Origin of the sequence: Streptomyces sp. NPDC059092 (genome assembly GCF_042756365.1) — a bacterium.
In the GTDB taxonomy this organism is placed as follows: domain Bacteria; phylum Actinomycetota; class Actinomycetes; order Streptomycetales; family Streptomycetaceae; genus Streptomyces.
Window position 1 is genome coordinate 1 of sequence record NZ_JBHZEJ010000023.1, and the last position, 26,549, is coordinate 26,549.

Annotated in this window: 22 protein-coding genes; 9 read left to right on the plus strand and 13 right to left on the minus strand. The window is 72.6% G+C overall.

All coding sequences use genetic code 11. From position 1 onward, the window contains the following. Positions 1-115: 115 nt before the first annotated feature. Both ACFXPL_RS15955 and ACFXPL_RS15960 read right to left on the minus strand, forming a co-directional pair. Positions 116-640 carry an ATP-binding protein gene (locus ACFXPL_RS15955; RefSeq protein ID WP_384918692.1) on the minus strand — a complete coding sequence of 175 codons (525 nt, stop codon included), beginning with the start codon at positions 638-640 and terminating at the stop codon, positions 116-118. A gap of 363 nt (positions 641-1,003) precedes the next feature. Next, positions 1,004-1,321, minus strand: coding sequence for a hypothetical protein (locus tag ACFXPL_RS15960; RefSeq protein ID WP_384918695.1), 318 nt, complete (start codon positions 1,319-1,321; stop codon positions 1,004-1,006). A gap of 198 nt (positions 1,322-1,519) precedes the next feature. Here ACFXPL_RS15960 and ACFXPL_RS15965 point away from each other — a divergent pair, with 198 nt between their 5' ends. After that, the gene (locus ACFXPL_RS15965; RefSeq protein ID WP_384918698.1) at positions 1,520-2,704 is read left to right on the plus strand and encodes a PLP-dependent cysteine synthase family protein; all 1,185 of its coding nucleotides are present in this window, start codon (positions 1,520-1,522) and stop codon (positions 2,702-2,704) included. Positions 2,705-2,755: 51 nt separating this feature from the next. On the opposite strand, the gene ACFXPL_RS15970 is transcribed toward ACFXPL_RS15965, so the two are convergent. Beyond that, complete coding sequence (locus ACFXPL_RS15970) at positions 2,756-3,208, minus strand: SRPBCC family protein (protein WP_384918701.1); 453 nt, start codon at positions 3,206-3,208, stop codon at positions 2,756-2,758. Between the two features lie 79 nt (positions 3,209-3,287). Continuing rightward, the gene (locus tag ACFXPL_RS15975) at positions 3,288-4,157 is read right to left on the minus strand and encodes a DeoR/GlpR family DNA-binding transcription regulator (RefSeq protein WP_384918704.1); all 870 of its coding nucleotides are present in this window, start codon (positions 4,155-4,157) and stop codon (positions 3,288-3,290) included. Between the two features lie 245 nt (positions 4,158-4,402). Here ACFXPL_RS15975 and ACFXPL_RS15980 point away from each other — a divergent pair, with 245 nt between their 5' ends. Next, positions 4,403-6,880, plus strand: a complete 2,478-nt coding sequence (locus ACFXPL_RS15980; protein WP_384918895.1) for a hypothetical protein — start codon at positions 4,403-4,405, stop codon at positions 6,878-6,880. Here the strand turns inward: ACFXPL_RS15980 and ACFXPL_RS15985 are convergent. The 4 genes from ACFXPL_RS15985 to ACFXPL_RS16000 all read right to left on the minus strand — a co-directional run bounded on the left by ACFXPL_RS15985 (position 6,850) and on the right by ACFXPL_RS16000 (position 12,029). Then, on the minus strand, positions 6,850-9,264 hold the full coding sequence (locus tag ACFXPL_RS15985) for a right-handed parallel beta-helix repeat-containing protein (RefSeq protein WP_384918707.1): 2,415 nt from the start codon (positions 9,262-9,264) through the stop codon (positions 6,850-6,852). The genes ACFXPL_RS15980 and ACFXPL_RS15985 overlap by 31 nt on opposite strands. A 265-nt stretch (positions 9,265-9,529) precedes the next feature. After that, entirely contained in the window at positions 9,530-10,129 is a 600-nt protein-coding gene (locus ACFXPL_RS15990; RefSeq protein WP_384918897.1) for a hypothetical protein, read from the minus strand. Positions 10,130-10,440: 311 nt separating this feature from the next. After that, positions 10,441-11,409 (minus strand): MOSC domain-containing protein, encoded by a 969-nt coding sequence (locus tag ACFXPL_RS15995; protein WP_384918709.1) that lies wholly within the window; start codon positions 11,407-11,409, stop codon positions 10,441-10,443. A gap of 125 nt (positions 11,410-11,534) precedes the next feature. Further along, positions 11,535-12,029: a DUF6643 family protein gene (locus tag ACFXPL_RS16000; RefSeq protein ID WP_384918712.1), complete on the minus strand. Its 495-nt coding sequence runs from the start codon at positions 12,027-12,029 to the stop codon at positions 11,535-11,537. A 258-nt stretch (positions 12,030-12,287) separates the two neighbouring features. Here ACFXPL_RS16000 and ACFXPL_RS16005 point away from each other — a divergent pair, with 258 nt between their 5' ends. Further along, positions 12,288-13,682, plus strand: a complete 1,395-nt coding sequence (locus ACFXPL_RS16005; RefSeq protein ID WP_384918715.1) for a TerD family protein — start codon at positions 12,288-12,290, stop codon at positions 13,680-13,682. A 30-nt stretch (positions 13,683-13,712) separates the two neighbouring features. Here ACFXPL_RS16005 and ACFXPL_RS16010 read toward each other — a convergent pair whose 3' ends face one another. Beyond that, complete coding sequence (locus ACFXPL_RS16010; RefSeq protein WP_384918718.1) at positions 13,713-14,921, minus strand: glycosyltransferase; 1,209 nt, start codon at positions 14,919-14,921, stop codon at positions 13,713-13,715. 58 nt (positions 14,922-14,979) lie between these two features. Here ACFXPL_RS16010 and ACFXPL_RS16015 point away from each other — a divergent pair, with 58 nt between their 5' ends. Both ACFXPL_RS16015 and ACFXPL_RS16020 read left to right on the plus strand, forming a co-directional pair. Further along, positions 14,980-15,786, plus strand: coding sequence for a glutamate racemase (locus ACFXPL_RS16015; protein ID WP_384918721.1), 807 nt, complete (start codon positions 14,980-14,982; stop codon positions 15,784-15,786). A gap of 73 nt (positions 15,787-15,859) precedes the next feature. After that, positions 15,860-16,426, plus strand: coding sequence for a hypothetical protein (locus ACFXPL_RS16020; RefSeq protein ID WP_384918724.1), 567 nt, complete (start codon positions 15,860-15,862; stop codon positions 16,424-16,426). A gap of 126 nt (positions 16,427-16,552) precedes the next feature. On the opposite strand, the gene ACFXPL_RS16025 is transcribed toward ACFXPL_RS16020, so the two are convergent. Beyond that, positions 16,553-17,635 carry an O-antigen ligase family protein gene (locus ACFXPL_RS16025; protein WP_384918727.1) on the minus strand — a complete coding sequence of 361 codons (1,083 nt, stop codon included), beginning with the start codon at positions 17,633-17,635 and terminating at the stop codon, positions 16,553-16,555. A gap of 218 nt (positions 17,636-17,853) precedes the next feature. Between ACFXPL_RS16025 and lnt the strand changes: the two genes are divergently transcribed. Together lnt and ACFXPL_RS16035 are read left to right on the plus strand one after the other, a co-directional pair. Then, positions 17,854-19,482, plus strand: coding sequence for an apolipoprotein N-acyltransferase (gene lnt, locus ACFXPL_RS16030; RefSeq protein WP_384918730.1), 1,629 nt, complete (start codon positions 17,854-17,856; stop codon positions 19,480-19,482). Positions 19,483-19,492: 10 nt separating this feature from the next. Beyond that, on the plus strand, positions 19,493-19,972 hold the full coding sequence (locus ACFXPL_RS16035) for an NUDIX domain-containing protein (RefSeq protein ID WP_384918733.1): 480 nt from the start codon (positions 19,493-19,495) through the stop codon (positions 19,970-19,972). Positions 19,973-20,009: 37 nt separating this feature from the next. Here ACFXPL_RS16035 and ACFXPL_RS16040 read toward each other — a convergent pair whose 3' ends face one another. From ACFXPL_RS16040 to ACFXPL_RS16050, 3 genes are read right to left on the minus strand one after another with little or no spacing between them, the layout of a single operon-like run. Next, positions 20,010-20,843, minus strand: coding sequence for a carbohydrate ABC transporter permease (locus ACFXPL_RS16040; RefSeq protein ID WP_384918736.1), 834 nt, complete (start codon positions 20,841-20,843; stop codon positions 20,010-20,012). Further along, positions 20,840-21,712, minus strand: coding sequence for a carbohydrate ABC transporter permease (locus ACFXPL_RS16045; RefSeq protein WP_384918739.1), 873 nt, complete (start codon positions 21,710-21,712; stop codon positions 20,840-20,842). The genes ACFXPL_RS16040 and ACFXPL_RS16045 overlap by 4 nt, the downstream gene beginning before the upstream one ends. After that, positions 21,709-23,067, minus strand: a complete 1,359-nt coding sequence (locus ACFXPL_RS16050; RefSeq protein WP_384918742.1) for an ABC transporter substrate-binding protein — start codon at positions 23,065-23,067, stop codon at positions 21,709-21,711. Before ACFXPL_RS16050 ends, ACFXPL_RS16045 begins: the two co-directional genes overlap by 4 nt. Positions 23,068-23,380: 313 nt before the next feature. On the opposite strand from ACFXPL_RS16050, the gene ACFXPL_RS16055 reads away from it, so the two are divergent. Further along, positions 23,381-24,403, plus strand: a complete 1,023-nt coding sequence (locus ACFXPL_RS16055; protein ID WP_384918745.1) for a LacI family DNA-binding transcriptional regulator — start codon at positions 23,381-23,383, stop codon at positions 24,401-24,403. A gap of 187 nt (positions 24,404-24,590) precedes the next feature. Further along, on the plus strand, positions 24,591-26,525 hold the full coding sequence (locus ACFXPL_RS16060; protein ID WP_384918748.1) for a cellulase family glycosylhydrolase: 1,935 nt from the start codon (positions 24,591-24,593) through the stop codon (positions 26,523-26,525). The last annotated feature ends 24 nt before the right edge of the window (positions 26,526-26,549 follow it).

Genomic DNA, 26,549 nt, shown 5'->3' on the forward strand with positions numbered 1-26,549 from the left:
GGCGGGTGGGGGTTACTCTCTTCACTCCCTCGGGGTCCTTGGGTGGGGGGGCGGCGGGGGGTGGCCGTTCCCCCGGGGGGTCCCGCGGTGTCTTCCCCCCGCGCCGCTGTTCCGGTCAGCCGATCACGGCCGACCGGGCCGCGCCGAGGCCGTGCACCTCGGCCACGATGCCGAACTCCATGGCAGGGAAAGGGCCGTCGGTGGTCGCGCCGTACACCGGACGCAGCGGCAGGGCCAGGGCGACCGGCGGGGCGGGAAGCGTGAACCATATGCTCTTCCCCGTGTCGCCCCGGGGACGGATGCCCCAGCTCTCGCTCACGGCCGCTATCAGCGCGAGGCCGCGGCCACCGGTGTCGGACAACTCGGCGTGGTGCACCGTCGGCACGCGTGGATCGTGGTCGCTGACCGAGACCATGAGGCGTTCGAGCAGCAACTCGATGTCGACGGTGCATCTCTTGTCCGGCTGTGCGTGCCGGTGGACGTTGGTCAGCAGCTCGGTCACCCCGAGAGCCGCTGGGTCGATGAGAAGATCGAGGTGCCAGTAGCGCAATTGCGCGGAGATGATTCTGCGGATCTGACCGATCCGTGACGGCAGGGCCTGGAGCTCCACCGTGCAGTGCCTGCTGGGCTGGCTGATCACGGCTGCGACTCCCCGAATGAGGTCCGGAAGAAGACGAGGATGCGGAATCAGCGACCGGCTCGCCGCCGTTTCCCGCCCGGCGGGGCTGGGTCGCAGGGTCACCGCCGGGAAACGCTGAGTGATGTGTGACCAGAGTGAACCAGGGGGCCTGGCTCCGCAACTCGCGGCAGAGCGGCTACGCGGCAGCGGGTTCGCGGCCCTTCACGACGCCGGAGCCGCGCCCGGCCTCGGCGCAGCACGTGACGCCGGAGCCGCGCCCGGCCCCGACCCGGCACGCGCCGTCGGAGCCGCGCGTGGCGCCGGAGCCGCGCACGGCGCCGGCGCTTGTCCCGGCGTCCGCGCGCCGCACCGCGCCGACGCGCCTCACGGCTTCGGGTGACTCGCCCTGCTGACCGCTTCCATGAGCCGCCCGGTCAGCGCCGTCGCGTCGGGACGGCGCCCCCGCTGCCCCATGGTCAGCCGGTAGCGGGTCCCGTTGACGGTCGCGACCATGCTGCCGCTCCCCGCGAACCAGGGCCGTGCCGCCCGGACGGCGCGCAGCGGTGCGCTGTCGATCACCCGCCCGTAACTGGTCAGCAGCGCCAGCCTGCCGTCCTGGACCAGGACCTGGCCCGCCCTGGTGAGCGAGCGGGGCCACCGCTCGATCCGTACGCCGCGCACGTCGAACTCCGGTTCCGTCATGGCGTTTCTGCCCCCTCCGTGCCCCATCCCCGTACGTCCCCTCAAGGCAGTTTGCACAAGTATGGCGCCCGGCACCAGAGCGCATGGAGCGCACTCGCCAAAAGCCATTCCTATGGGTACCCAAAGTAAGCGTTTACGCAGGTGGTAGGGGTACGGTGCGGCTGGGGGCCGGTGCGGAGACAGCGAGGAGCGGCGCGCATGAACGGGCGAGACACGAGCGGACGGCCGGAAGAGCCGACGGAACCGGCGGGCGGGCCCGTTCCCGGGACCACCGGCGGGCGGGTCACGCCGACCGTCGACGTGGACCGCAGCGACCTCGGCTACCGAGCCTGGCTCAAGGAAGCCGTACGCAAGGTCCAGGCCGACGCCAACCGTTCCGCCGACACGCATCTGCTGCGCTTCCCGCTGCCCGAGGAGTGGGGCATCGACCTCTACCTCAAGGACGAGTCGACCCACCCCACCGGAAGCCTCAAGCACCGGCTCGCACGCTCGCTGTTCCTGTACGGCCTGTGCAACGGCTGGATCAGGCCGGGCAAGCCGGTCATCGAGGCGTCCAGCGGCTCGACGGCCGTCTCCGAGGCGTACTTCGCCAAGCTGATCGGCGTGCCGTTCATCGCCGTCATGCCGCGCACCACCAGCGCGGAGAAGTGCCGGCTGATCGAATTCCACGGTGGCCGGTGCCACTTCGTGGACGACGCGGGCACGATCTACGAGGAGTCCGCGGGGCTGGCCGAGCGGACCGGCGGCCACTACATGGACCAGTTCACCTACGCCGAGCGCGCCACCGACTGGCGTGGCAACAACAACATCGCCGAGTCGATCTACCAGCAACTCCGGCTGGAACGCTATCCGGAGCCCGCGTGGATCGTCGCCACGGCGGGGACGGGCGGCACCTCCGCGACCATCGCGCGCTACGTCCACTACATGCAGTTCGACACCCGGATCTGTGTGCCCGACCCCGAGAACTCCTGTTTCTTCGACGGCTGGACGCGCCACGACGCCCGGGCCCGCAGCACCCGCGGCTCCCGGATCGAGGGGATCGGCCGGCCCCGTATGGAGCCGAGCTTCGTGCCCGGCGCCATCGACCGGATGATGAAGGTCCCGGACGCCGCGAGCGTCGCCGCCGTACGGGCGCTGGAGCGGGCCATCGGACGCAAGGCGGGCGGCTCCACCGGCACCGGACTGTGGAGCGCCCTGAGGATCGTGGCGGAGATGGTCGCACGGGGGAGCACCGGCAGCGTGGTCACCCTGCTCTGCGACCCGGGCGACCGCTACCTCGACAAGTACTACGCGGACGCCTGGCTCGCAGAACAGGGCCTGGACATCGCCCCGTACACGCGGACGCTCGACCGCTTCCTGGAGACCGGCGTCTGGCCGGACTGAGCCCCGTACCGCCGCCACCGAGCGCCACGGCAACCCGCGGCGCCGCGCGTTTCAGCCCCGTAGCAGCCGGTCGACGGCCCGGCCGAACACCAGCCGCCCGGCGCGCGCGGTGAGCGGGTCGAGGCGGCGGGGGAGCGGGCCGATCCGCAGCTCCTCCTCCCAGCGCACCCGGGCGGGGCCGCCGTACGCGTTCCCTTCGGCGTCCTGGCGTACGTGGATCTCCGCCCAGCCGGTGATCGTCCCGCCGCGCTTCTCCAGGCGGCAGCGGCCGGGGCTGCCCGGCGCGGGCGGCTGCCAGCGGACGACCTCCATCGGGTCGTCGAACGTCGCGCGGCCGAGCCCGGTCCGCGCGACGAAGACCGTTCCGGTACGGGTCGGGCCCGGCGTCACTACGGTGATCCGCGTCAGCGGCACCTGGGCGGCGTGTGCCGGCCAGTCGGTGAGCCGCCGCCAGGCCTCCTCGGCGGGGAGCGGGGTGGTCCGGTCGATACGGAAGGCACTCATCCGGTGATCGTAGGCCCGGTGGGGCGGGGGAAGGTGTGACGGCGCGTCAGCCGTCCCGGAAGTCCGTGCGGGCCGCGCGTCAGTGGTCGCCCGGAGTCCGCGCGGGCTCGTCACCCTCGGCGGGCTCGTCCTGTTCGCCCGCCACCACCAGCCCCGGCAGCAGCTCCGTGATCTCCGCGCGGTCCCGCGCCGACAGCCCCGCGTCCGTCACCAGTGTGTCGACCTGGTCCAGCGTCGCGAAGGAACTCAGGCCCACCGTGCCCCACTTGGTGTGGTCGGCCACGACCACCACCCGGCGCGCCGACCCCACCAGCCGCCGGTTCGTCTCCGCCTCGCCCAGGTTGGGGGTGGAGAGCCCGGCCTCCACCGAGACGCCGTGCACCCCGAGGAAGAGCACGTCGAAGTGGAGCGAGCGGATCGCCTGGTCGGCGACGGGGCCGACCAGCGAGTCCGACGGCGTCCGCACACCGCCCGTGAGCACCACCATGGCCGCCCCGGGGCGGCCGGCGCCGCCCGGCTCCGCCTGCTGCGCCGCGTGGAACACATCGGCGACCCGCAGCGAGTTCGTCACCACCGTCAGCTCCGGCACGTCCAGCAGCAGGTGAGCCAGCGCGTAGGTCGTCGTCCCGCCGGACAGCGCGATCGCGCTGCCGGGCACGACCATCGCCGCCGCCGCTCGCGCGATGTCCTGCTTGGCGGTCAGCTCCAGCGCCGACTTGGCCTCGAACCCCGGCTCGTGCGTACTCGCCTCCACCACCGGCACCGCACCGCCGTGCACCTTCTCCACGACGCCCTGCCGGGACAGCGCGTCGAGATCCCGGCGCACCGTCATGTCGGAGACATTGAGCCTGCGCGTCAACTCGTTGACCCGCACACCGCCCCGTCGACGCACCTCGTCCAGGATCAGCGCACGACGCTGCTCCGCCAGCAGGTTCAGGTTGTCGCTCACCGCCGCGCCGGCCTTCCGTCTCGTCGTGGACCACGGCCGTGCACCGGCATCGCGCGCCCCCGTCCCGTCCGTTGTGCGGCCCATCCTCGCACGGGGGCCGGACGGCCGCCCCGGTGGTCGCGGAACGAGGGAGCCGGGGAGATTCGGTGACGGAGCGGCGCCGAACTGCCACAATCCGGGACTCTGAAGCCCCGCACTCTTCCACCGCACCGATCCGCCGCACCGTCCCCCACACGAGAGCGAGCATCGAAGTGTCCTCACCAACAGCGGCGCCGCACGGTGGCGGCGCCGCACTCGAACTGCTGGTCCACGGCGTCGGCGGGGCCACCCCGCAGGAGATGCTCGACGACCCGCGCACGGTCAGGGTCACCGGCGACCGGACGGCCGCCGTGTACCGGCGGGCCGACGACGCCGAAGCCGAACAGCACCCGGAGGACTACCGCGACCGCCCGATCCCCGAGGCGTACTGCTGGTCCAACCTCACCTCGGGCAACGGCTCCCGCGCCCTGTGGCTGCTGCTCCTGCCCTTCATGGTGGTCAACCTCGCCCACTGGATGCGCCCGGCCACCAAAGGGCTCGGCAGATCCCAGCGGCTGTACGGCCTGCTGGTCCGCCTGGTCGCCCTCACCCTCACCGTGCTGCTCACCGCGGCGGCCTGCGAGGTCGCGCTCGACCTGACGGCGTGGCAGTGCGCGGGCTCGCCGGCGTGTGTCGAAGAGCGCTCCTGGCTCGGCTTCCTCTCGCCCGAGGCCCACGGCTGGTGGTCGCAGCCGGGCCGGCGCCTCGCCCTCGCCGCCGCCGTGCCCACCGCGCTGGTCACGCTGTTGTGGTACCTCTCCAACCGGACGTGGAGCGCGTACGAGGCGCAGCGCCCGCCCGTCCACGGCAGCGCCGCCCCCGAGCCGTCCGCCAGGGACGCGGCAGCCGCCGACGCCGCCCGCACCGCCGAAGCCGCCCGCACCGCCGGTTCCGCGACCGGTGACGACGGGCGGGCGCGGGTGCGCCCCGCGCTCGGCCGGCCCGGCTTCTGGTACGGCCGCCGCCTCGTCGCCCGGCTGCGCGCCGCGCACACCGCCGCCGGTTTCCTCACCATCGCCGCCGCCCTCGTCGCGGCGGGCGCCGACCACGACCGGAGCGCCGGCGGCCGGCCGCTCGAACCTTTCGGCCTGCTGCTCCAGGCGACGCTCGTCGCCGGCCTCGGCGCCGTGCTGTACGTCGTGTGCAGCAGAGGCCGCAGCGAGCGCCGCAGCGACGGCTCCCTCGACCGGATGGTGATCAGCAGGCTGCCCGCGGGATCGCTCGCCGTCCTCGTCCTGGCCGTGGTGTACGCCGGGTGGTCCAGACCCGGCTGGGCCTCCTCCGGCGCGCTGCCCGGCAACCTCTCCTTCCGGGTGCTCGCGCTCGCCCAGGTCGCCCTGATCGTCGCCCTCGCCGTCACCGCCCACGTCCTGCACCGCCGCGTCGCCCAGCCACGGACGGCGCTGCGCGGACTCGCGGGGCCCGCCGTCGCCATGCTCGCCTGCGCCCTGGCCGGCGTGATGACCGGCGGGGTCGCCCAGCGCGTCGCCGACTGGCTGGACGGCGACGCCACCCCCGGCATGGGCGGCGGCGCGATCGCCGGCCCGCCTGCGCTGCTGAGCTGGCAGGCGTCGGTCATCCCGGTCCTGCTGGTCCTGCTGGTGATCCCCGTCGCCGCCCTGTGCGTCCGTACCGTACGCACCACCCGGGCCCTGGCCCCCGCCGTGGAGAAGGAGTACGGCGAGAACGCCGCCGACTCGCCGCGTACCCGTCAGGTCGCGGGCGCCCGCGCGCGGGCCGAACTCACCGACTCCGTGCCCCGGCTCGTCGGGCTGGTCTCCGGCGCCGCCCTGTTCCTGGGAGCCGCCGCCGTCGCCGGATCCTGGATCAGCGGCCAGGTGCCGGGCAGGGCGATGCGGGGCACCTCACCGTTCCTGGAGTCCGTGGCACAGACCGCGCAGGCGCTCGGCTCCTGGTTCGTGGGGCTCGGCTTCATACTGCTGGTCACCTGGGGCCGGCGGGCCTACCGCGACGCCTCCGCCCGCCGCACCATCGGCATCCTCTGGGACGTCGGTACGTTCTGGCCGCGCGCCGCCCACCCGTTCGCACCGCCCTGCTACGCCGAGCGCGCCGTCCCCGACCTCACCTGGCGCATCGCCTCCTGGACCGAGCGCACGGGCGGCCGGCTGGTCCTCTCCGGGCACTCGCAGGGCAGCGTGCTCGCCGCCGCCGCCATCTGGCAGCTCGCGCCCGCCACCCGCCACCGCGTCGCGCTGCTGACGTACGGCTCCCCGCTGGAGCGGCTGTACGGCCGCTGGTTCCCCGCGTACTTCGGAGCCGGTCAACTCAGCGACCTGAGCAAGGAGTTGCACTGCTGGCGCAATCTGTGGCGCGCCACCGACCCGATCGGCGGCCCGGTACTGGTGCCCGCCGACGGAGACGGGGCCGACGTCGACCGGGGACCGCTGAAGGACCCGCTCGCCTACGGCCGTACGGTGCTCCACCCACTGCCCGAGCCGATCCTCGGCCACTCCGACTACCAGGCCGACCCCGTCTTCGCCGAGGAACGGGCCGAACTCCTCGACCGGCTGCCGCCGCTGCTGCCGCCGCAGCGCACCGACGCGGGCCGGGCCCGGACCGCGCCGCCACCGCCACCGCCGGGTGGCGGCGGTGCTCAGGGCAGGTCGGGCAGGTCGTCGGCGTAGAGCAGGGTCAGGTCGTCCGTGCTGGTCTCCGGGAGCTGGGCGACCCGGCCCGCGTGCCGCTCCACCATCGACTCGAACGTCTGGCGCGCGGTACGGCCGTTGCCGAAGGCGGGCCCCTTCGGCAACTCCGTGAAGTACGTGAGCAGGGCCTCGGCCGTCCCCTCGCCCAGCCGGTACTCCTGGTCCTCGGACTGCTGCTGGATGATCCGCAGCAGCTCCTCGGGGACGTAGTCGCTGAAGGTGATGGTCCGGGAGAAACGGGACGCCACACCGGGGTTGACGGTGAGGAACCGCTCCATCTCCGCGGTGTACCCGGCGACGATCACCACGACCGCGTCCCGGTGGTCCTCCATCAGCTTCACGAGCGTGTCGATGGCCTCCTTGCCGAAGTCACGCCCGGAGTCCTCGGGGGAGAGCGCGTACGCCTCGTCGATGAAGAGCACACCGCCGCGCGCCCGGTCGAACGCCTCCTGCGTACGGATCGCCGTCGACCCGATGTGCTCGCCGACCAGGTCCACCCGGGACACCTCGACGAGGTGGCCGCGCTCCAGCACCCCGAGGGAGTGCAGGATCTCGCCGTACAGCCGTGCCACGGTCGTCTTGCCGGTGCCGGGGGAGCCGGTGAAGACGAGATGGCGGCGGACCGAGGCCGCCTTCAGGCCCGCCTCCTTGCGGCGCCGGCCGACCTCGATCATGTCGGTGAGCGCCCGTACCTCGCGCTTGACGCTGTCCAGACCGACCAGCGAGTCCAGCTCCCCGAGGACCTCCTCCGACCCGCGCGCCGGCTCGGAGGTGGCGGTGACACCGGGCGGCGTGGCCGGGGCGGCCGGCGCGGGGAGCGGCCCGAGCAGCCCGGGGGACTGGGTGGCCGTCAGCTTCGCCGTGAACTCGGCGGACGAGGCCGGTGGGGCCAGCACGCCGCTCTCGTCGCTCGTGCAGTCCTCGGCGGTCGGCCCGTCCTCCGCGAAGTCGTACCCGCCGCGCGCGCACCGTTCCGTACGGCAGCGGGTGAGCGTCGTACGGCAGCCGTCCATGACGTGGAAGCCGTAACCCCCACTGCCCGTCACCCGGCAGTTGTGGAAGGTGCCACGGCCCTCGGCCGAGACGTAGAAACCCGCCTCGGTGGGCGAGGTGACCGTACAGCGCTCGATCGTCGGGTCGGCGCCCTTGGTCACGATGACCCCGGTCTGCACGGCGTCGATGGTGCAGGAACTGAGGGTGCCGCCGCTGCCGTGGTCGCGGAACCACGCCCCCGTGGACGCCTCCCTGATCCGGCAGTCGTCGAGCTGGGCGGTCGCCCCGTCACTCACCGACACGGCCGTGTTGCGCACCTGGGAGATGTCGCTGTCGACGACATCGGCGCGCGAGCCCCGGTCGAGGACGAAGAGCGCGTCGGGCACGTCGTGGAGCCGGCACGAGTCGAGCACGACGGTCGCGCCGTCGCTGACCCAGACCGCCGGGTAGTCACCCGTACTGTCGTGGATCTCGCACTGGTTCGCGTCGACGCGGGTGCCCGGGTCCCACACGGAAAGCCCGTTGCGGCCGAAGCGGCGCACGGTCGAGCGGGTCAGCGTCAGCACCGAACGGGACCGCAGATCGACCGCGTTCTCCGGGATGTCGTGGATGTCGCAGTCGGAGAGCGTGAGAACGGCGTCGGTGTCCAGGGTTATCCCGTCCGCCGAGGTGCGGTGCACGGACGAGTCGGTGAGGTGGACCGTCGCGCGGGACGCGATCTGCACACCCGTGCCCTTGATCTCGTACACCTCGCAGCCGATCGCCTCAAGACCGCTGCCCTCACCGGTGACGGCCAGACCGGAACCGGAGGCGTGGTGGACCCGGCACCGCTCCAGCCGGGGATGCGCGCCCCCGTGCACCGAGATGCCCGCCTGGCCGGCCGCGACGATCTCGCACTCCTCGAACACCCCGCCGGCCCCGTCGAGCACGGCTATACCGACCCCGGCCGGATTGTCGACCGTGCACCGCCGCACGGTGGGGCGCGCCGCGCCACGGACCTCAAGACCGGCCGCCGAGCGGGTCACGATCCGCAGATCCGTCAGCTCCGGGGTGCCGTCCTCCACGAGCAGCGCGGGGGCCGTGGCGTCCTGGCCCTCCACGTGGAGATCCTGGACGGTGGCCGAGGCGCGCACGATCAGCGGGACGCCGTCGAGCGGCGCGATCCGTACGGAGCCGAGTGACCCCTCCGCGCCACGTAGCGTGACCGCCCGCGTCACGACGAGATTCTCCCGGTAGGTCCCGGGGGCGACCGTGAGGATGTCGCCGTCACCGGCGGCCTCCAGTGCGGCGGCGAGAGAGGTGTACTCGCCCGTGCGCCGCCGCCAACGCGATGTTCCGGTGTTGGTCACCTGGACCGTGCCCTGTGCCATGGCGTTGTTCTGTCCCCACCTCGTGCGTGTGCCCGTGTCGTGCCGTCCCGGGTGCCGGCCCCGGCCCCCGGTCAGTGCGGCGTACCGGGCGGCACCACCGTAGCGCGCGCGACGCCGCCGAGTTGACGCGAACAGCAGGTCCGCGACCCCGCTTTCCGGCCGCGCCCCGGACATGGCGGACAACTTCCCGGGCGAGCCTCCGGCCTCTGCCCCGCACTCCGGCCTCTGCCCGGCACTCCGGCCGTGCCCGCTCGGAACGAGAGGTCTAACTGCCCGCTCCCGTACGCCCCCAGTCCGGACCGGCCTTGGCCCACGCGCGGTCGAGCCGCTCGTACCGCCGCTGTACGAGCCGCCGTACGATCAGCCGCCTGGCGCACTCGACCAGCCCCGCGGCCAGGATCGCGAAGCCGAGACCGGCCAGTACGGCGTGGGCGCGCCCCGCCTCGGCGTTCATCGGAGCGCGTACGTGTCTGCCCTGCCCGTCGGCCCAGAGGGCGAAGGTGTCCCCCGCGCGGGGAGTGCGCAGCGTCGTGGGGACCGTGCCCGTGCGCGCCGTGCCGTCCGGCGCGCGCCAGGACGCGACCACCCGGCTGCCCGTCTTCTGCTCCGTCACCGACTCCGCGTCGTACGTCAGGAACGGCCGCTGCGGTGCGCGCGAGACGACCACGGCGGGGGTCCGGTGCCGCTGTTCGTGCTGGATCCGTACCGTCTCACGCAGCGCCGCGTCGACCCGCTTGCCGCCGAGCCAGCCGACGGCCGGCGTCGCCAGTGCCAGGAGCAGTACCGCCGTCAGCGCGACCCAGGCCTCGATCAGGTCGGTGCCCCGGCGCAGGGGGTTGCGCCGCCAGCGCCAGAGTCCCACCATGGTGCGCACGAGTCCGCACCCCCTCTCCGTGTCCTTCCCCGTCCTTCCCTGTCCGTCCTGTCCGGGGCGGCGGGCTCCACGCGCCGCGCGCGTGAAGAAGAGAGCAAGCTCACTTCGGTGCCCTATGCACCGACATTCGCCCGCCCGGTCAACGGACGGCCCTGTACGCCGTGTTCCCGCGAGCGCGGGACATCGCCGCGTGGAGGGGGCTTTTCGGCCGCGCGGCGCACCCGTCGCCCGCGCCGACGTGCGGGGCGGCGAGGTACCTCTGCTCCCTCAACCGCTCCTGTGGCGCCGTCGCGTGGCGCGTGTCACTCCAGCACCGTCACCGGATCGCCCACCCGTACCGTGCCGGTCGACCCGGGGATCAGGTTCTGCCCGAAGACGAGCTTCCCGTCGAAGCGGCGGTGGCGGCCGAGTGTCCGCAGCGGCTCCCTGCCGCGCTCCGCCGTGCGCTGGTCCGTGGTGGTGATGACACAGCGCCCGCAGGGCTTGGCGACCCGGAAGGCGACTTCGCCGACGGTGAGACGCCGCCAGCCGTCCTCGGCCCAGGCCTCCGTCCCCGACACGACGAGATTAGGCCGGAACCGGTCCATCGGCAGCGGCCCCTCGTCCGGGTGGTCCCCCTGCGCGATCAGGGCGTTGAGGGCGTCGAGCGACGCCGTGGTGGTGACGAGCAGCGGAAAGCCGTCGGCGAACGAGACCGTCTCGCCGGGCCGGGCGAAGAGCGGGTCGACCGGGCGCCGCGTCGCCGGGTCGTCGAGGTGGACGAGCCGGACCTCCTCCCCGAGGTACGCGCTCAGCCGGCGGTCCACCTCTCGCGCGGCCGGGCCGGCCGGCACCGACTCGACCTTGGTCCCGAAGATGTCCGCCACGACGAGGTCCGTCCCGGCGGAGCCCGTCAGCGCCGGGTCGGTCAGCGCCGGGTCGGTCAGGGCCGGGCCCGTTCGGTCCGGGTCCGCTCCGGAGGAGGCCACCGCGGCCGTACGTCCCGCCGCGCCCCGGCCTCCCGGATCCGGAACCACGACGTCCACCGGGCCGTCGAGGCCGGGCCCGCGCAGCCGGATCCCGCCTCCCGGCAGCGGCTCGGCGCGGACCAGCGCAAGCCCCGGACGCTGGCGCTGCGTGACCACCTTCCCCGTACGGTCGACCAGGGCCCAGCGACGGTCCGCGGCGAGCCCCCAGGGCTCCACCACGGCGCTGCCGGGCGTGCAGCCGGCCATGGACTTGACCGGGTGGACCCCCAGGGCGTGCACAACGGCGTGGAGCGGCTTCGGCATGAAGCCATCCTGTCAGCCGCCGCCCGCATGACCGATCCTGCCCCGGCCCGCCCCGCGGGCCGGGCACCACCCGTCCTTCCCTGCCACCCCTCCTGCCGATGCCTCCGGCCCGGAAGAGGGCTGTCTCAGTAACCCCGGCTCTGGTAGGGCCGGTTGTACGGGTCCTCGTACTGCTGCTGCGGAGCGGCGGGCGCCGGGCGGGCCGCCGCCGGACGCATCGCCTCGTACCCCGTACCGGGCATCGGACGCTGCGGCTGCGGCTGCCCGTACTGCTGGGGCGGGGCCGCCTGGTAACCGCGGGGCGCCGCCTGCTGCTGCGGGATGTACGGAGCCGGTGCCTGCTGGAGCGGCATCGGCTGCGGCATCTGCTGCATGGGCTGCTGTTGCGGGTAGCCGCCTCCGTAGGACGGGGCGGACTGCGAGGGACCCGCCGGGAGGGCGGGCAGCGCGGCGGGCAGCGCCGGCAGATAGCTGTTGCCCGTGTCGTAGGCGGCGGGAACTCGGATCGGGGCGATCTGAGGCGTGCCCCGCTCCGCGACCAGAGAGTCGTAGATAGGGGTGTCCGGGAACGCCGGGGCGGTGTAGTAACCGCCGCCGTAGGTGGCGCGGGGGGAGGTCATAGAACATAAGTTAAGCGCAGGACGCGTCGGTTGGGGAGTCGGGATTGGGGGTTCTTTAGGGAGCTCTGGGTGACTTCGCATCCCCAATGCGAGCGAACTTGGGGAAAACGGTCGTCCTGACGCGTTGGGATCGTGTAAAAGGCAAGTTCGCGGGGGGTTACCGGTGCGTCCCGCGGTGTCCTCGGTGTCAACGGGGGCGCCGCGCCGACGCCTCGATTAGGTTTGACGGGACCGAATCATCGGACTCAGCGACACGCGATGGGGGCGAGCATGTCCATGCTTAAAGGAGCCAATCTTCCGGTGACGGCGTCCGCCGTTCGCGTCGAATTGGGATGGCGTTCGGGACCGGGGGTGCCGGACGTCGACGCGTCGGCGCTCCTGCTCGTGTCCGGCAAGGTCCGCTCGGACGCGGACTTCGTCTTCTACAACCAGCCGCGGCACGCGTCCGGGAGCGTACGGCACGAAGGCAAGAAGCCCGGCGGCGCGGAGGTCACCGACATCCTCGCGGTCGATCTCTCCCGGGTCGAACCCGCCGTCGAGCGGATCGTCCTCGCGGCTTCCGCCGACGGCGGCACCTTCGGCCGGGTGCCGGGACTGCGCGTACGAGTGCTGGACGCGGCCACCGGCGCCGAGATCGCGCGGTACGACTCCACCGACGCGACCGTCGAGACGGCGTTCGTCGTCGGCGAGCTGTACCGGCGCCAGGGGCAGTGGAAGTTCCGGGCCGTCGGCCAGGGCTACGACAGCGGACTGGGCGGTCTGGCCACGGACTTCGGTATCTCGGTCGACGACCCGGGCCCCTCGGACCCGGCCCCGGCGCGGACGCCGCCCCGGTCCGCGCCCGCCGCTCCCCCCGGCCGCCCGGCGAACTCCGCGCCGCCCGCGCCGCCCACCCGACCGGCACCGGCCCCGGCACCGACCGTGCCGTCCCTCTCCGTCCCTCCCGTTCCCGTCACGCCACCGGCCCCCGCTCCGGCCGCCGCGCCCGCCCCGCGGGCGACGCCCGCGACGCCCGTACGCCTCAGCAAGGTGACGCTGACGAAGGAGGCGCCTTCGGTCTCCCTGGCCAAACAGGGGGGAACCTCGGGTGCGATGCGGGTGAACCTCAACTGGCAGGTGCGTAAACAGTTCAAGGGCTGGGGCGCCAAACTCGGCCGGGCCGTCGCCATGCACGGGGACCTCGATCTTGACCTGTGCGCCCTCTACGAACTGACCGACGGCCGCAAAGGCGTGGTCCAGGCGCTCGGGAATGCCTTCGGCGCGCTCAACCAGCCGCCGTACATCCATCTCGACGGCGACGACCGCACCGGCGCCGTCTCCAGCGGCGAGAACCTCACCATCAACCTCGACCACAAGGACCGGCTGCGCCGCGTCGTCATCTTCGTCACCATCTATGAAGGCGCCCGCAGTTTCGCGGATCTTGACGCGACGGTCACCCTCCAGCCGCAGCACGGAGCCGCGATCGACTTCTCGCTCGGCGAATGCGCGGTGGCCTCGACGGTCTGCTCACTCGCGCTGATCACCAATACCGGTTCCGACCTCGTAGTCCAGCGCGAGGCGCGTTTTCTCGTACCGGAACGGGGTGTCAGTCCGCAGCGCACCATCGATTACGCCTATGGCTGGGGCATGAACTGGACACCCGGCAGGAAGTGACCTACGCCGACGGCCGACCGCCCGCGTCCCTCAGGGGTCGGGGGCGGTCCGGGGACGGCTGTACGTACGTCCCTTCCAGGCCGCCCCCTGTCCCCGGTAGTGCCGCACCGCCGAATCGACCGTCATCAGCAGGTAGAGCAGCGCGGTGAACGGCAGCAGCGGCGCCAGCCACAGGGACAGCCGGTAGTAGCGCAGTATCGGGACGTACGTCCCCGTCATCACCGCCCACGCCGCGAACCCCAGCCACCCCGCGGCCCCGTTCCCGCCGAACGCCCCCACGAACAGGGCCACCGGCGGCGCCAGATAGACCACCGAGATCCCCGCCACCGTACCCAGGAGCAGCAGCGGGTTGTGCCGGAGCTGGGCGTACGCGCTGCGCGAGACCATCCGCCACAGATCGGCCAGCCGCGGATACGGCCGCACACTGTCCACCCGCTCCGCCAGGCCCAGCCAGATCCGGCCGCCGCTCCGCCGCACCGCGCGGGCCAGGGACACGTCGTCGATCACGGCCTGGCGGATCGACTCCGGCACCCGGGCGCGTACGGCGGTCTCCGTCCGCAGCAGGACACAGCCGCCCGCCGCGGCCGAGGTCCGCGCGCCGGGACGGTTGATCCAGCGGAACGGGTAGAGCTGGGCGAAGAAGTAGACGAACGCGGGGACGACGAGCTTCTCCCAGCCGCTCGTCACCCGCAGCCGCGCCATCTGCGAGACGAGGTCGAACTCCTGCGACCGGGCGGAGGCCACCAGCTCCCGCAGACTGTCCGGCTCATGGGCGATGTCCGCGTCCGTCAGCAGCAGGTACTCGGGGGCGCGGGCGCGGGCCAGCGCGATGCCGTGCCGCAGCGCCCACAGCTTGCCGGTCCAGCCGGGCTCGGGCTCCCCGGGCGACGCCACGGTCAGCGGGAGTCCGCCGTAGCGCGCGGAGAGCTCGCGCGCCAGCGCGCCGGTGCCGTCCTCGCTGCCGTCGTCGATCAGGAAGATCTCCGCCTTGCCGGGATAGACCTGGGCCAGCAGGGACGGCAGCGACTCGGGCAGTACGGCGGCCTCGTCCCGGGCCGGTACGACGACGGCGACCGACGGCCAGCACCGCCCGTCGTCCCCCTCGGGACCCTTGAGACCGTCCCGGTACGCGTCATGCTCGGGCAGCCGCTGATCCGTACGCCAGAAGAACCCCTGCCCCAGCAACAGCCAGCCCCACGCGGCCAGCGAACCCACGGCGATCCAGACAACGGCGCTCATTCGCCGCAGTCTGCACCACTGGGGGAGGACCGCAAGGGCCGTCGACTATGGTGACCGGGTGAAGATCGCGCTCATGGACTCCGGCATTGGCCTTCTCGCGGCGGCGGACGCGGTACGGAGGCTGTGCCCCGACGCCGATCTCGTCCTCTCCTCGGACCCCGACTCGATGCCCTGGGGGCCCCGTACCCCCGAGGACGTCACCGAGCGGGCCCTCGCCGTGGCCCGCGCCGCGGCCGAGCACCGTCCCGACGCCCTGATCGTCGCCTGCAACACGGCCTCGGTCCACGCGCTGCACACGCTCCGCGCCGAACTGGAGCCGGGGCTGCCCGTCATCGGCACCGTCCCGGCGATCAAACCGGCGGCGGCCGGCGGCGGCCCCGTCGCGATCTGGGCGACCCCGGCCACCACCGGCAGCCCGTACCAGCGCGCCCTGATCCGCGACTTCGCCTCCTCCGCCGAGGTCACCGAGGTGCCCTGCCCGGGGCTCGCGGACGCCGTGCAGCACGCCGACGAGGCGGCGATCGACCGCGCGATCGCGACCGCCGCGGCGCTGACCCCCCGTGACGTTCGGGCCGTCGTCCTCGGCTGCACCCACTACGAGCTGGTCGCCGGGCGCATCCTCGCCGCGGTCGGCGTGGCCGGTCCGCCGGCGCCGGCGCTGTACGGCTCGGCCGGTGCGGTCGCCGCGCAGGTGCTGCGCCGTATCGGCGCGGCCCCCGCCGGAGCCGCACGTTCCGGCGCGGGACTCCCGGGCGCCGGAGGGCGGCTCACGGTGCTGCTGGGCGGGCGCGAGTCCGTGCTGCCGCCGTCCGCGCTGGCCTACGCGGAGGGGCGCGCGCTCGCGGGGCTCGTACGGGCCGAGTAACCCGTTCGGCGTAGCCGCCGTCCGTTGTCCACAGGGACTCCCCGACGCGCGGAATCTGAGTACGCTGCAAGGCATGAAGGACCATCCCGGGCCCGAGGGCCAGGTGGCGCCGCCCCCGCCGGAGACCTGGAGCGGCCGCGCCACCAACCGTGTGCAGTGGCTGCTGGCCGCCGCGGGCGCCGCCTGTGTCGCGCTCGGCGTCGAGCTGGCCGTCGAGTCCAGTTGGAACAGCGGCCCCGTGGCCCTGTTGATGTCCGTCGTCGGCTGCGTGGCGGCGGGCCTGCTGATCCTCTTCGGCACGCTGGCCTTCGTCCATGTGGCGGTCAGCGTCGACGAGGAGTGCCTGGAGGTGCGCTGCGGTCATATAGGCCTGCCGCGCCGCCGTATCGAGTTCGCCCAGGTGGTGGACGCCGACTTCGCGCCCCGGGTCACCCCGCGCCAGTGGGGTGGCTGGGGCTACCGCTGGCGTCCCGAGATGGGCACGGCGGTGGTCGTACGACGGGGCGAGGCCCTGGTCCTCAAGCTGGGCGACGGCCGGACGTTCACGGTCACGGTGGACGACGCAGAGTCGGCGGTACGGGTCATCCGGCACCGGCTGGGCCTGCTGCCGCCGACCGAAACCGGCACGGCCGGCGTCTGATCCGACGGCTCCGTCCGCCCCACGCATCCGCCGGCAAGACGCGTCTGCCGACCCGAAGCGTCCGCCGGCACGGCGCCTCCTTCGACCTGACGGCTCCGCGCCCCCGTCGTGGGGCTCCGCGCCCCGCTACGCCTCGGCCGTGGCCCCGGCCGGTGCCCTTCCGGCCCGGTCCGGCGGCTCGTCGGGGCCGTCACCCGCCGCCGGCCGCGCCGTCGCCAGCCCGGCCAGCAGCCCCGCGCCCACCGTCACCTGTGTGAAGCTCAGCGCGTTCCCCACGGTCGCCAGCCCGGCCAGTGCCGTCAGCGCGGCCCCCGCCGTCAGAATCACCGGAGTGGAGCAGGGCGAGCGCCCCAGTGCGTACAGCGACCAGCCGTACAGCGCGCCCAGCAGCACCACGCCCACCACACCCTGCTCGGCCGCCTGCTGGAGCGGCGCCGAGTGCGGCTTGCCGTCGCTGTCCAGCGACCGCGCGGCCGTCGGGCTGAGATCGCCGAACCGGTCGGGCCCGGCCCCACGCCCCGGACGTTCCCTTGCCAGCTCCGCGGCGTCGTGCCACAGCTCCACCCGGTGCCGGGTGAGCTGCCCCTCCAGAGAGACCGTGAGACCCTCGGGAAGCGCGCGCTCCGCCACGGCCCAGGACCCCCCGACCACCACCACCGTGACCAGGGCGTACCCCGTGAGCCCCAGGAACCGCCGACGCATCCGGGCCGCGGCCAGCGAGCACAGCAGAACGCCGAGCGCCGCGAGGAACCCCACGACCGAGCCGAGGAGCAGCGCGCACCCCGCGATCGCCACGGCCAGCAGCCGCAGCGCCAGCCGCCCGGACGCCCGCCGGGCCCCCGCAGCCGCGCAGCAGGCCGCCCCGCCGCCCAGCACCAGCAGCGCGGCCACCGCGCCCGAGTCGCCGGGCGGGGAGGTCACGCTCACCGCCGTACCGAGCGCTTCCTGGCTTGATGCGACCGCTCCCGCGAGCCAGACCAGCGCCATGGCGGACGCGGTGGCGACCGGTACGAGCGATCCGCAGATCCGGCCCACGGCGTACCCCGCGGCGACGGCGAGCACCGCGAGCAGTACCCCCTCGGGTCTGGCCTCCCGCCCCGCCGCGCTGATCAGCGCCCACACCGCGCAGCCGGCGAGGAGCGTGGCGCCGACCGTGTCGGGCGCCCTGCCGCGCCGCCCCGGCGCGCCCGGTTCCGCCGGTGCGGCCATCGTGTCGACCCCCGAGCTGTGTCAGGCCCCGCCCTGTGCGCATGGCCGGATCCGGGCGATGTGCCACGGACTGGCGCACACGGTAACGGCAGGGACGGGCGTTTGTGGAGGGATGCGGAGGGATTGCGGAGAAGTGTTCCGGGCTCGGGTGCTCGCGCCGGCCCCACCGCACAGGTCTCGCCCCCCGGCACACGGGGCGCCACCGTAGACTCCGCCAGGTGAGCGCCACCATGACCACCGTCGAACCCCCGCAGCCCGCCGCCCCGACCGGCCCCGGGTGGTCCCTGGCCCGACGGTTCGCCCGGCCGGCCGGAGCCGCGGCGTCCGGGCTGCTGCTGTACGCGAGCTTCCCGCCCCGGACCCTGTGGTGGCTGGCCCTGCCCGCCTTCGCCCTGCTCGCCTGGAGCCTGTACGGGCGCCGGCCGCGCGCGGGCCTGGGCCTCGGCGCTCTCGCGGGGCTCGGCTTCCTGCTGCCGCTGCTGTACTGGACCGGCGCCGAGGTGGGACCGGGCCCCTGGCTCGGTCTCGCGGCGATCGAAGCCGTCTTCATCGCGTTCACGGGGCTCGGGATCGCCGTCGTGAGCAGACTGCCGCCGTGGCCGGTCTGGGCCGCAGCGGTCTGGATCCTCGGCGAGGCGGTCCGCGCCCGGGTGCCGTTCGGCGGCTTCCCCTGGGGCAAGATCGCCTTCGGCCAGGCGGACAGTGTCTTCCTGCCGCTCGCCGCGGTCGGCGGCACCCCCGTGCTCGGCTTCGGTGTCGTGCTCTGCGGCTTCGGACTGTACGAGGGCGTGCGCCAGGTCCTCGCGTACCGCAGGACCCGCACGGTCCCGCGGGGAGCGGTCGCCGCCGCCGCGGCGACCGTCCTCGTACCGGTCGTCGCGGCGCTCGCCGCGCTGCCGCTCGTCAGCGACGCGGCCGAGGACGGCACGGCGACCGTCGCCGCGATCCAGGGCAACGTGCCGCGCGCCGGTCTCGAATTCAACGCCCAGCGCCGGGCCGTCCTCGACAACCACGTGCGCAGGACCCTGGAACTCGCCGCCGATGTGAAGGCGGGCAAGGAGCCGCGGCCCGACTTCGTGCTCTGGCCGGAGAACTCCTCCGACATCGACCCGTACCGCAACGCCGACGCGTACGACGTGATCGAGCAGGCGGCGAAGGCGATCGGTGTACCGATCTCCGTCGGCGCCGTCGTCACCCCCGACTCCGGTCCGCTGTACAACCGGCAGATCCTCTGGGACCCCGAGCGCGGCCCGACCGCCACGTACGACAAGCGGCAGATCCAGCCGTTCGGCGAGTACCTTCCGCTGCGTTCCGTGGTGCGCTGGATCAGCCCCGGCTACGCGGAGATGGTCCGCAGGGACTTCGCGCGCGGCACCGGCACCGGCGTCTTCGACCTCGCGGGCACCAAGGTCGGCCTCGCCACCTGTTACGAGGCGGCGTTCGACTGGACCGTACGGGACGCCGTCACGCACGGCGCCCAGCTCATCTCCGTACCCAGCAACAACGCCACCTTCGACCGCAGCGAGATGACGTACCAGCAGCTCGCGATGAGCCGGGTGCGGGCCGTCGAGCACAGCAGGACCGTCGTCGTCCCGGTCACCAGCGGGGTCAGCGCCATCATCCAGCCGGACGGCAGGATCACCCAGCAGACCGGGATGTTCACCCCCGACGCGCTCGTGGCGAAGGTTCCGCTGCGCTCCTCGCTGACGCCCGCGACCCGGCTCGGCACGCTGCCCGAGGCGCTGCTGGTGGCTGTCGCGGTGGCCGGGCTCGGCTGGGTGGCGGTCGGCGCCGTACGCGCCCGGCGCGCCCGTACGGCCGCCTCGGCCCCGGCGGTGGCCGGTTAGGGTCGGTGGCATGGGAACCCCTGACTTCATCCGTGAGATCCGGGCCGACGCCGGCCACCAACTGCTCTTCCTGCCGGGCGTCAGCGCCATCGTCTTCGACGACGAGGGGCGCGTCCTGCTCGGGCGGCGCGCCGACACCGGCGCGTGGTCGATCATCGGCGGGATCCCCGAACCGGGGGAGGAGCCCGCTGTCGCGGCGGTGCGTGAGGTGGAGGAGGAGACGGCCGTACGGTGCGTGGCGGAGCGGGTCGTGCTCGTCCAGGTGCTGAAGCCGGTCGTCTATCCCAACGGCGACAGGTGCCAGTACATGGACATCGCCTTCCGCTGCCGGGCCGTCGGCGGCGAGGCACGTGTCAACGACGACGAGTCGCTGGACGTCGGGTGGTTCCCCGTGGACGGACTGCCGGAGCTGGCGGAGTTCGCCCTCTTCCGGATCAAACAGGCGCTCGGTGACGAGCCCACCTGGTTCGCGCCCGCCGCTCTCGGCTGACGCCCGTACTCCTGTCCGGTCTCGTTGTGGGCCGGTCTCAGCGGGTCGCCCCCCGGGTGAAGCCGTTGTAGATGTAGCGCTGGAGGAAGAGGAACACGGCCAGCGTCGGGACGATGACCAGCACCGCGCCCGCCGAGATGTTCTCCCAGTGCGCCCCGAAGGGCCCCTTGAAGCGGAACAACGACGTGGAGATCGTGCCCCGTTCCTCCGACGGCAGGTAGAGGAACGGGATGTAGAAGTCGTTGTAGACGGTGATGCCCTTGATGATCACCACGGTGGCGACGGCCGGCTTGAGCAGCGGAAAGATGATCTTCCGGAAGATCGTGAAGGAGTTGGCGCCGTCCAGCCGCGCCGATTCGTCCAGCGAGACCGGGATCCCCCGGATGAACTGGAGGAAGATGTAGACCGAGACGATGTCGGTGCCCATGTAGAGCACGACCGGCGCCCAGAGCGAGTCGAAGAGCCCGAAGCTGTTGACGATCTGGAAGGTCGCCACCTGCGTCGTCACCCCGGGCACCAGCGTGGCGACGAGGAAGAGCGCCACCACCAGCGTGCGGAACCGGAAGTCGAAGCGGTCGATGGCGTACGCCGTCATGGAGCCGATGACCACCGTCCCGGTGATCGCGAAGAACAGGATGAACGCGGTGTTCCCGAAAGCGCCGAGCATCTTGCCGTCCGAGAACGCCGTCGCGTAGTTGGCGAAGTTGAACAGGTTGTCCGGCAGCGCCAGCGCACCGCTGCCGTCGGCCATCTCCTCACCCGTCTTCAGCGAGGTAAGGAACACCACTCCGAGCGGCAGCAGGACCACCACGGCCGCCACCACCAGGGAGAGGTACTTCAGGGAGCCGGCCAGCCGCGCGCGGGCGCTCATACGAGATCCACCTTGTCGTCCGGGACGAGACGCCGCTGCACCCACGTCACCGCCAGGATGATCAGCAGCAGGACGACGGCCGCCGCCGAGGCCAGCCCCGTCTTGTTGAACTGGAACGCCAGCTTCACGGTCTGGATCACGAAGGTCTCGGTGCCGGTGGCCCCGCCGGTCATGATGTACGGGATCTCGAAGACCGAGAGCGAACCGGAGACCGCGAGAATCACACTGAGGCTCAGGACCGGCCTGATACCCGGTGCGATGATGTGCCGGAACTGCTGCCAGCGGCCCGCCCCGTCCAGTTCGGACGCCTCGTACAGCTCACCGGGGATCGACTGGATCGCGCCGAGGAACAGCACGAAGTTCAGCCCCATGAAGCGCCACACCGACACCCCGGCCAGGGAGATGTTCGCCGAGGTGGAGGAGGAGAGCCAGGCATGGTCGCCGGAGGCCCCGAAGAGCCGCAGCACCGAGTCGAGCGTGCCGCCTTCCTGGAAGAAGTAGAGGAAGACGAAACCGATCGCGACCCCGTTGACCAGGTACGGGAAGAACAGCACGCCTTTGAAGAAGTTACGGAAACGGGTGTGGAAGCTCAGCACGGTCGCGAAGTGGAGCGCGGCGGCGATCTGCACCACGGACGCCGCCAGGTAGTAGCCGCTGACGAAGAAGACCTGGAACAGCTCGGGCCGGGTGAAGAGCTCCACGTAGTTGCCGATCCCGGTGAACGTCAGATCCGGGCCGACCCCGTCCCAGTCCGTGAAGCTGTACACGATCATGTTGACGACGGGGGCGTACGTGAAGACCACCAGCAGCGCCAGCGGTACGAGCAGGAAGAGCCAGGGCGTCAGTCCCCGCCACAGCCGCCGTCTCATCGCGCGCCCGCGCTCTTCTCCGCCTCGTTCCAGCGACGGGAGAGCCCGGCGAGGAACCCGTCGAGATCGCCCTCGGCGGCGCCGCGCGCCACATCGACCAGATCCTGCCGGTAGTCCGGCTTCTGCAGACCGACCTCGGCCGCGTTGTCGATCTCGTTGACCAGCGCCGCGTCCTTCTGGTCCAGCTCGATGAACCTCACACCCCGGTCCGTGTACGGCTTCAGCACATCCGGCAGCGGAGCCCCCTTCAGCGGCGAGAGCGCCAGGTTGTCGGCCGCGTACCCGGACTTCTCGGTGAACCAGTCGATCCAGGCGCGCGCCGCCTCCTTCCGCTTCGAGTGGACGTTCACCGCCTGCGCGTAGTCCGGTGAGGCGACCGCGCAGAACGCGCCGTCCACCTGGGCGGGGAAGGGCATGAAACCGATGTCGCCGGGGTCCGTACCGGCCTGCTCGGCGGCGGCCCGGAACTGGGTGACCGCCCAGGAGCCCAGCCACATCGTGGCGATCTCGCCCTTGGCCAACCGGGTTTTCGAACCCTCCCAGTTGGTGGTCGACGGATCCTTCTCGACCAGCTTCCCGCGCACCATGTCGTACAACAGCGCGTCGATCGTGCGCAGTTCTGACCCCTTGGCCCACGGATCGTCCGTCGCCAGCAGGTTGTTCGCCTGGACGTCACAACTCACCGAACCCAGCGCGGTGGTCCACTGGGTGAGCGGCCACATGTCCTTGAAGTTGGTGTAGTACGGCACAGCGTCCGTCCTCGACTTGATCGCCTTCAGGTCGTCGAGGAACGCGGCGGGGGTCGTGGGCCACTCCGTGATCCCGGCCTGCTCCCACACCTTCCGGTTGTAGAGGAAGCCGGGGGTCACCCCGATCGGACTCTGCCCGTAGACCTTGTCGTCCACCGTGGTGAAGGCCGTGAACCGGTACTTCTTCTCCCGCTCCGCCCGGCTGCCCAGGGAGGCGAAGAACCTCGGGTAGTCGTTCTTCCTGATCGCACCCGGGATCATGAGGACGTCGCCGTAGTTCTCGGTGTTCATCCGGATCTTGACCTCCCCCTCGTAGTCGGTGATCCCGTCGAACTTGACGGTCACCTCGGGGTAGATCTTCCGGAAGGCGTCGGCGTACTTCTTCATCGTGCCGTCCTGCACCCAGTCCGTGCGGTGGGTCAGCACGGTGATGGTCCCCGAGACCTTCGACGGGTCGTCGGCCGCCCTCGCCTCCTCGCCCCGGGAGGCGGCGCCGCCGCCGGTGCAGCCGGCCACCAGCAGCGCGCCGGCGACGGCGGTGGCGATCAGGGTCACGGCGGGCGCCCCGCGGCCCGCGCGCACGGTGGTCACGGTCGGTACGGTCATGTCGGCCCCTTGGCTCGGTCGTACGACGGCTGTGAGGGGTGAGTCCGGAACAGCGCCTCCCCGCAGGCGAAACCTCGGACCCACCCGTCCAGGGCCGGGGGTGGTCCGCGCACCTTCCGGCGCGGTGAAAATTAGGGGCGCCGCAAAGCGAGTGTCAATGCCGTTGCATTGCCTTTCTCAACTTCCCTGGTAAACGATGTGCGAGGGCCGGGTTTTCCTCCCGGACCGATTCGGCCATATTTCCCGGAGGCCCACCGGAGGCCGTGACCCGGTAATCCGTCCGTACCTGCGGAGAAAAGCGAGGCACCCCACCGTGAAGCGCCCCACCATGGCCGATATCGCCGAGCGGGCCGGCGTCACCAAGGCCGCCGTCTCCTTCGCCCTCAACGACCGCCCCGGGGTCTCCGAACCCACCCGGCGGCGCATCCGGGCCATCGCCCAGGAGCTGGGCTGGCAGCCCAACAGCGCGGCGCGCGCCCTCTCCGGGGGTACGGCGGGGGCGTTCGGCCTGGTCATCGACCGCCCCGCGCACACCCTCGGCCTCGAACCCTTCTTCATGCAGCTCATCTCCGGGATCCAGGCCGAACTGATCGCCGACGCGACCCCGCTCGTCTTCACCATGGCCGAGGACCGGAACACCGAGATCGCCCTCTACCGCTCCTGGTCGGCGCGGCGCCGGGTGGACGGCGTCTTCCTGGTCGACCTGAAGGTCGACGACGCCCGCGTCCCCGTCCTGGAGGAACTGGGCCTGCCCACCGTGGTGATCGGGGCGCCGGTCGGCACCCGCAGGCTGCCCGCCGTGTGGAGCGACGACGCCGCGGCCGTCACCACCGTCGTCCGCCACCTCGCCGGCCTGGGCCATCGCAGCCTCGCCCGCGTCGGCGGCCCGGCCCCGCTGCGCCACACGGCGATCCGTACGGAGGCCTTCGACGCGGCCGTCCGGGACCTGGGGCTGACCGGCAGGACCGTGGAGGCCGACTACAGCGGCGAGGGCGGCGCGGCGGCCACCCGGGCCCTCCTCGGCGCGGAGGGCCCGCCCACCGCGATCCTGTACGACAACGACGTGATGGCCGTGTCGGGCCTGACCGCCGCGCACTCCCTGGGCGTGCGCGTTCCCGCCGACCTCTCCGTGATCGCCTGGGACGACTCGGCCCTGTGTGAACTGGTCGACCCGCCGCTGACCGCGCTGAGCAGGGACATCGTCGCCCACGGCGCACGCGCCGCCCGGATGCTGCGCGAGGTGGCGGGCGGGCACGCGGTGCGGGACCTCCAGGACCCGGCGCCCCGCCTCACCGTGCGGGGCAGCGTCGGGCCGCCGCCCGCGGCGAAGTCCTGAACCGGTTTATGAAACGGACGGGTGGGGTTGACGCTAAACCGGTACAGCGATTCACTGGAAAGGATGTGGCGCCGCCCGTCCGCACCGGGGCCGCATACGATCTCCACGCACTCGCTGACGCACCGCCTGACGCCCGTCCGACGCACACAGGTATGTCATCGGTCCCCGTTCTAGGGAGAGCACGAAGATGCCGCGTCCCGCTGCCCGGATTTCCGCCGGAGGACACCCCGTCACCTGGATCGGCGCCAATTTCTGGTCGCGTACCGGAGGGCCGCTCATGTGGCGCTCGTACCGGGGCGAGGTGGTCGACGAGGAACTGCGCGTGCTGCGCGACCACGGGCTCAACATGACCCGGTCGTTCTTCTACTGGCCGGACTTCATGCCGGAGCCCGACCGCATCGACGAGCGGCTCTGCGCCCACTACGCGGACTTCCTGGACCGCCACCACGACCTCGGTATGACCACCGTCCCCACCTTCCTCGTGGGCCACATGTCCGGCGAGAACTGGGACCCCGCCTGGCGGGGTGGCCGGGACCTCTACACCGATGTCTGGCTGGTCTCCCGGCAGGCGTGGTTCGCCCGCGAGATGGCGGCCCGCTTCAAGGACCACCCGGCCGTGGCCGGGTGGCTGATCTCCAACGAGATGCCGATCTACGGTCGGGCGGGCGCCGCACGGGAGGAGGTGGCCGCCTGGGCCCAGCTCGTCGTGGACGGCGTACGGGCCTCGGGCGCCCGGCAGCCGGTCTCGCTCGGTGACGGCGCCTGGGGCCTGGAGAACTCCGGCCACGACAACGGCTTCCGGCTTCGGGACTGCGCCGCGCTCACCGACTGGCTGGGCCCGCACGTGTACCGGATGGAGGACGACCCGGTCCGCCAGCACTACGCGGCGGCCTGGGTGTGCGAACTGACCGGCGGCTTCGGACTCCCCGTCGTCCTGGAGGAGTTCGGGCTCACCTCCGACTTCGCGTCAGGACCGCACGCCGCCCGCTACTACCGCCAGGCGCTGCACAACAGCCTGCTGGCCGGCGCCACCGGCTGGATCGCCTGGAACAACACCGACTTCGACGCCCTGCGCGAACAACCGCCCTACTCGCACCACGCCTTCGAGATGCACTTCGGGCTGACCGACAGCGCGGGCACGCCCAAACCGCAGCTCAAGGAGGTCCGCGCCTTCGCCGAACTGCTGGAGCGCGTCGACTTCGGCCACTGCGTCCGGCCAGGTACCGACACCGCGCTGGTGGTCTCCTCGTACCTGGACACGCTCTACCCCTTCACCCGCGAGGAGGACCGCTCGTACGTGGAGCGGACCGGGCGGCAGGCCTGGATCAGCTCCCGGCTGGCCGACGCCCCGGCGACCGTCGTACGGGAGAGCGACGGCATCGCGGACGGCCACCGGCTCTATCTGCTGCCCTCCACCAAGCAGTTGCTCTCGGCGAGCTGGTACCGGCTGGAGGAGCTGGCCCGCGGTGGTGCGACCGTCTACGTCTCCTACTCGCCCGGCGCCCACGAGGAGCAGCGCGGCCCCTGGTACGCGCATCTCGACCGGCTCTTCGGCGTCCGGCACACGCTGGAGTACGGGCTGGTCGACCCGATCGAGGACGACACCGTCACCCTCACCCTCACCCGGCCCTTCGGCACCCTTGCCGAGGGCGACACCCTCTCCTTCCGGGCGGCCGGCACACCCAGCAGCCGGGTCTTCCTGCCCGTGGAACCGTACGGGGCCGAGGTGCTGGCCACCGACGGCCGGGGCCGCCCCGCCCTGCTGCTGCGCGAGACCGGCGCGGGCTCCGTGGTGCTGTGCACCTACCCGCTGGAACACATGGCCTCCGTCACGCCGCGCGTCAACCCGGAACAGACGGTGCGGCTGTACGACGCGCTCGCCGCGCACGCGGGGGTGCGCCGCCCGGTCACCGTGGACGACCTGAGGGTGGCGGTCGACCTGCTGGACCACGAGGACGGCCACCGCTACGTCTGGCTGGTGAGCCAGGGCCGGGAGGAACTGCTGGTCAAGCCCGCCGTCGAGGCCGGGCTGCGGCTGACGGAACTGGACGGACCGGCCGCGGACGAGGTCACCCTGGAGCCGTACGGGGTACGGGTGCTGCGGCTGGTCGGGGCAGGCTGAGCGGGGCGGCGGTGGGCTCACTGG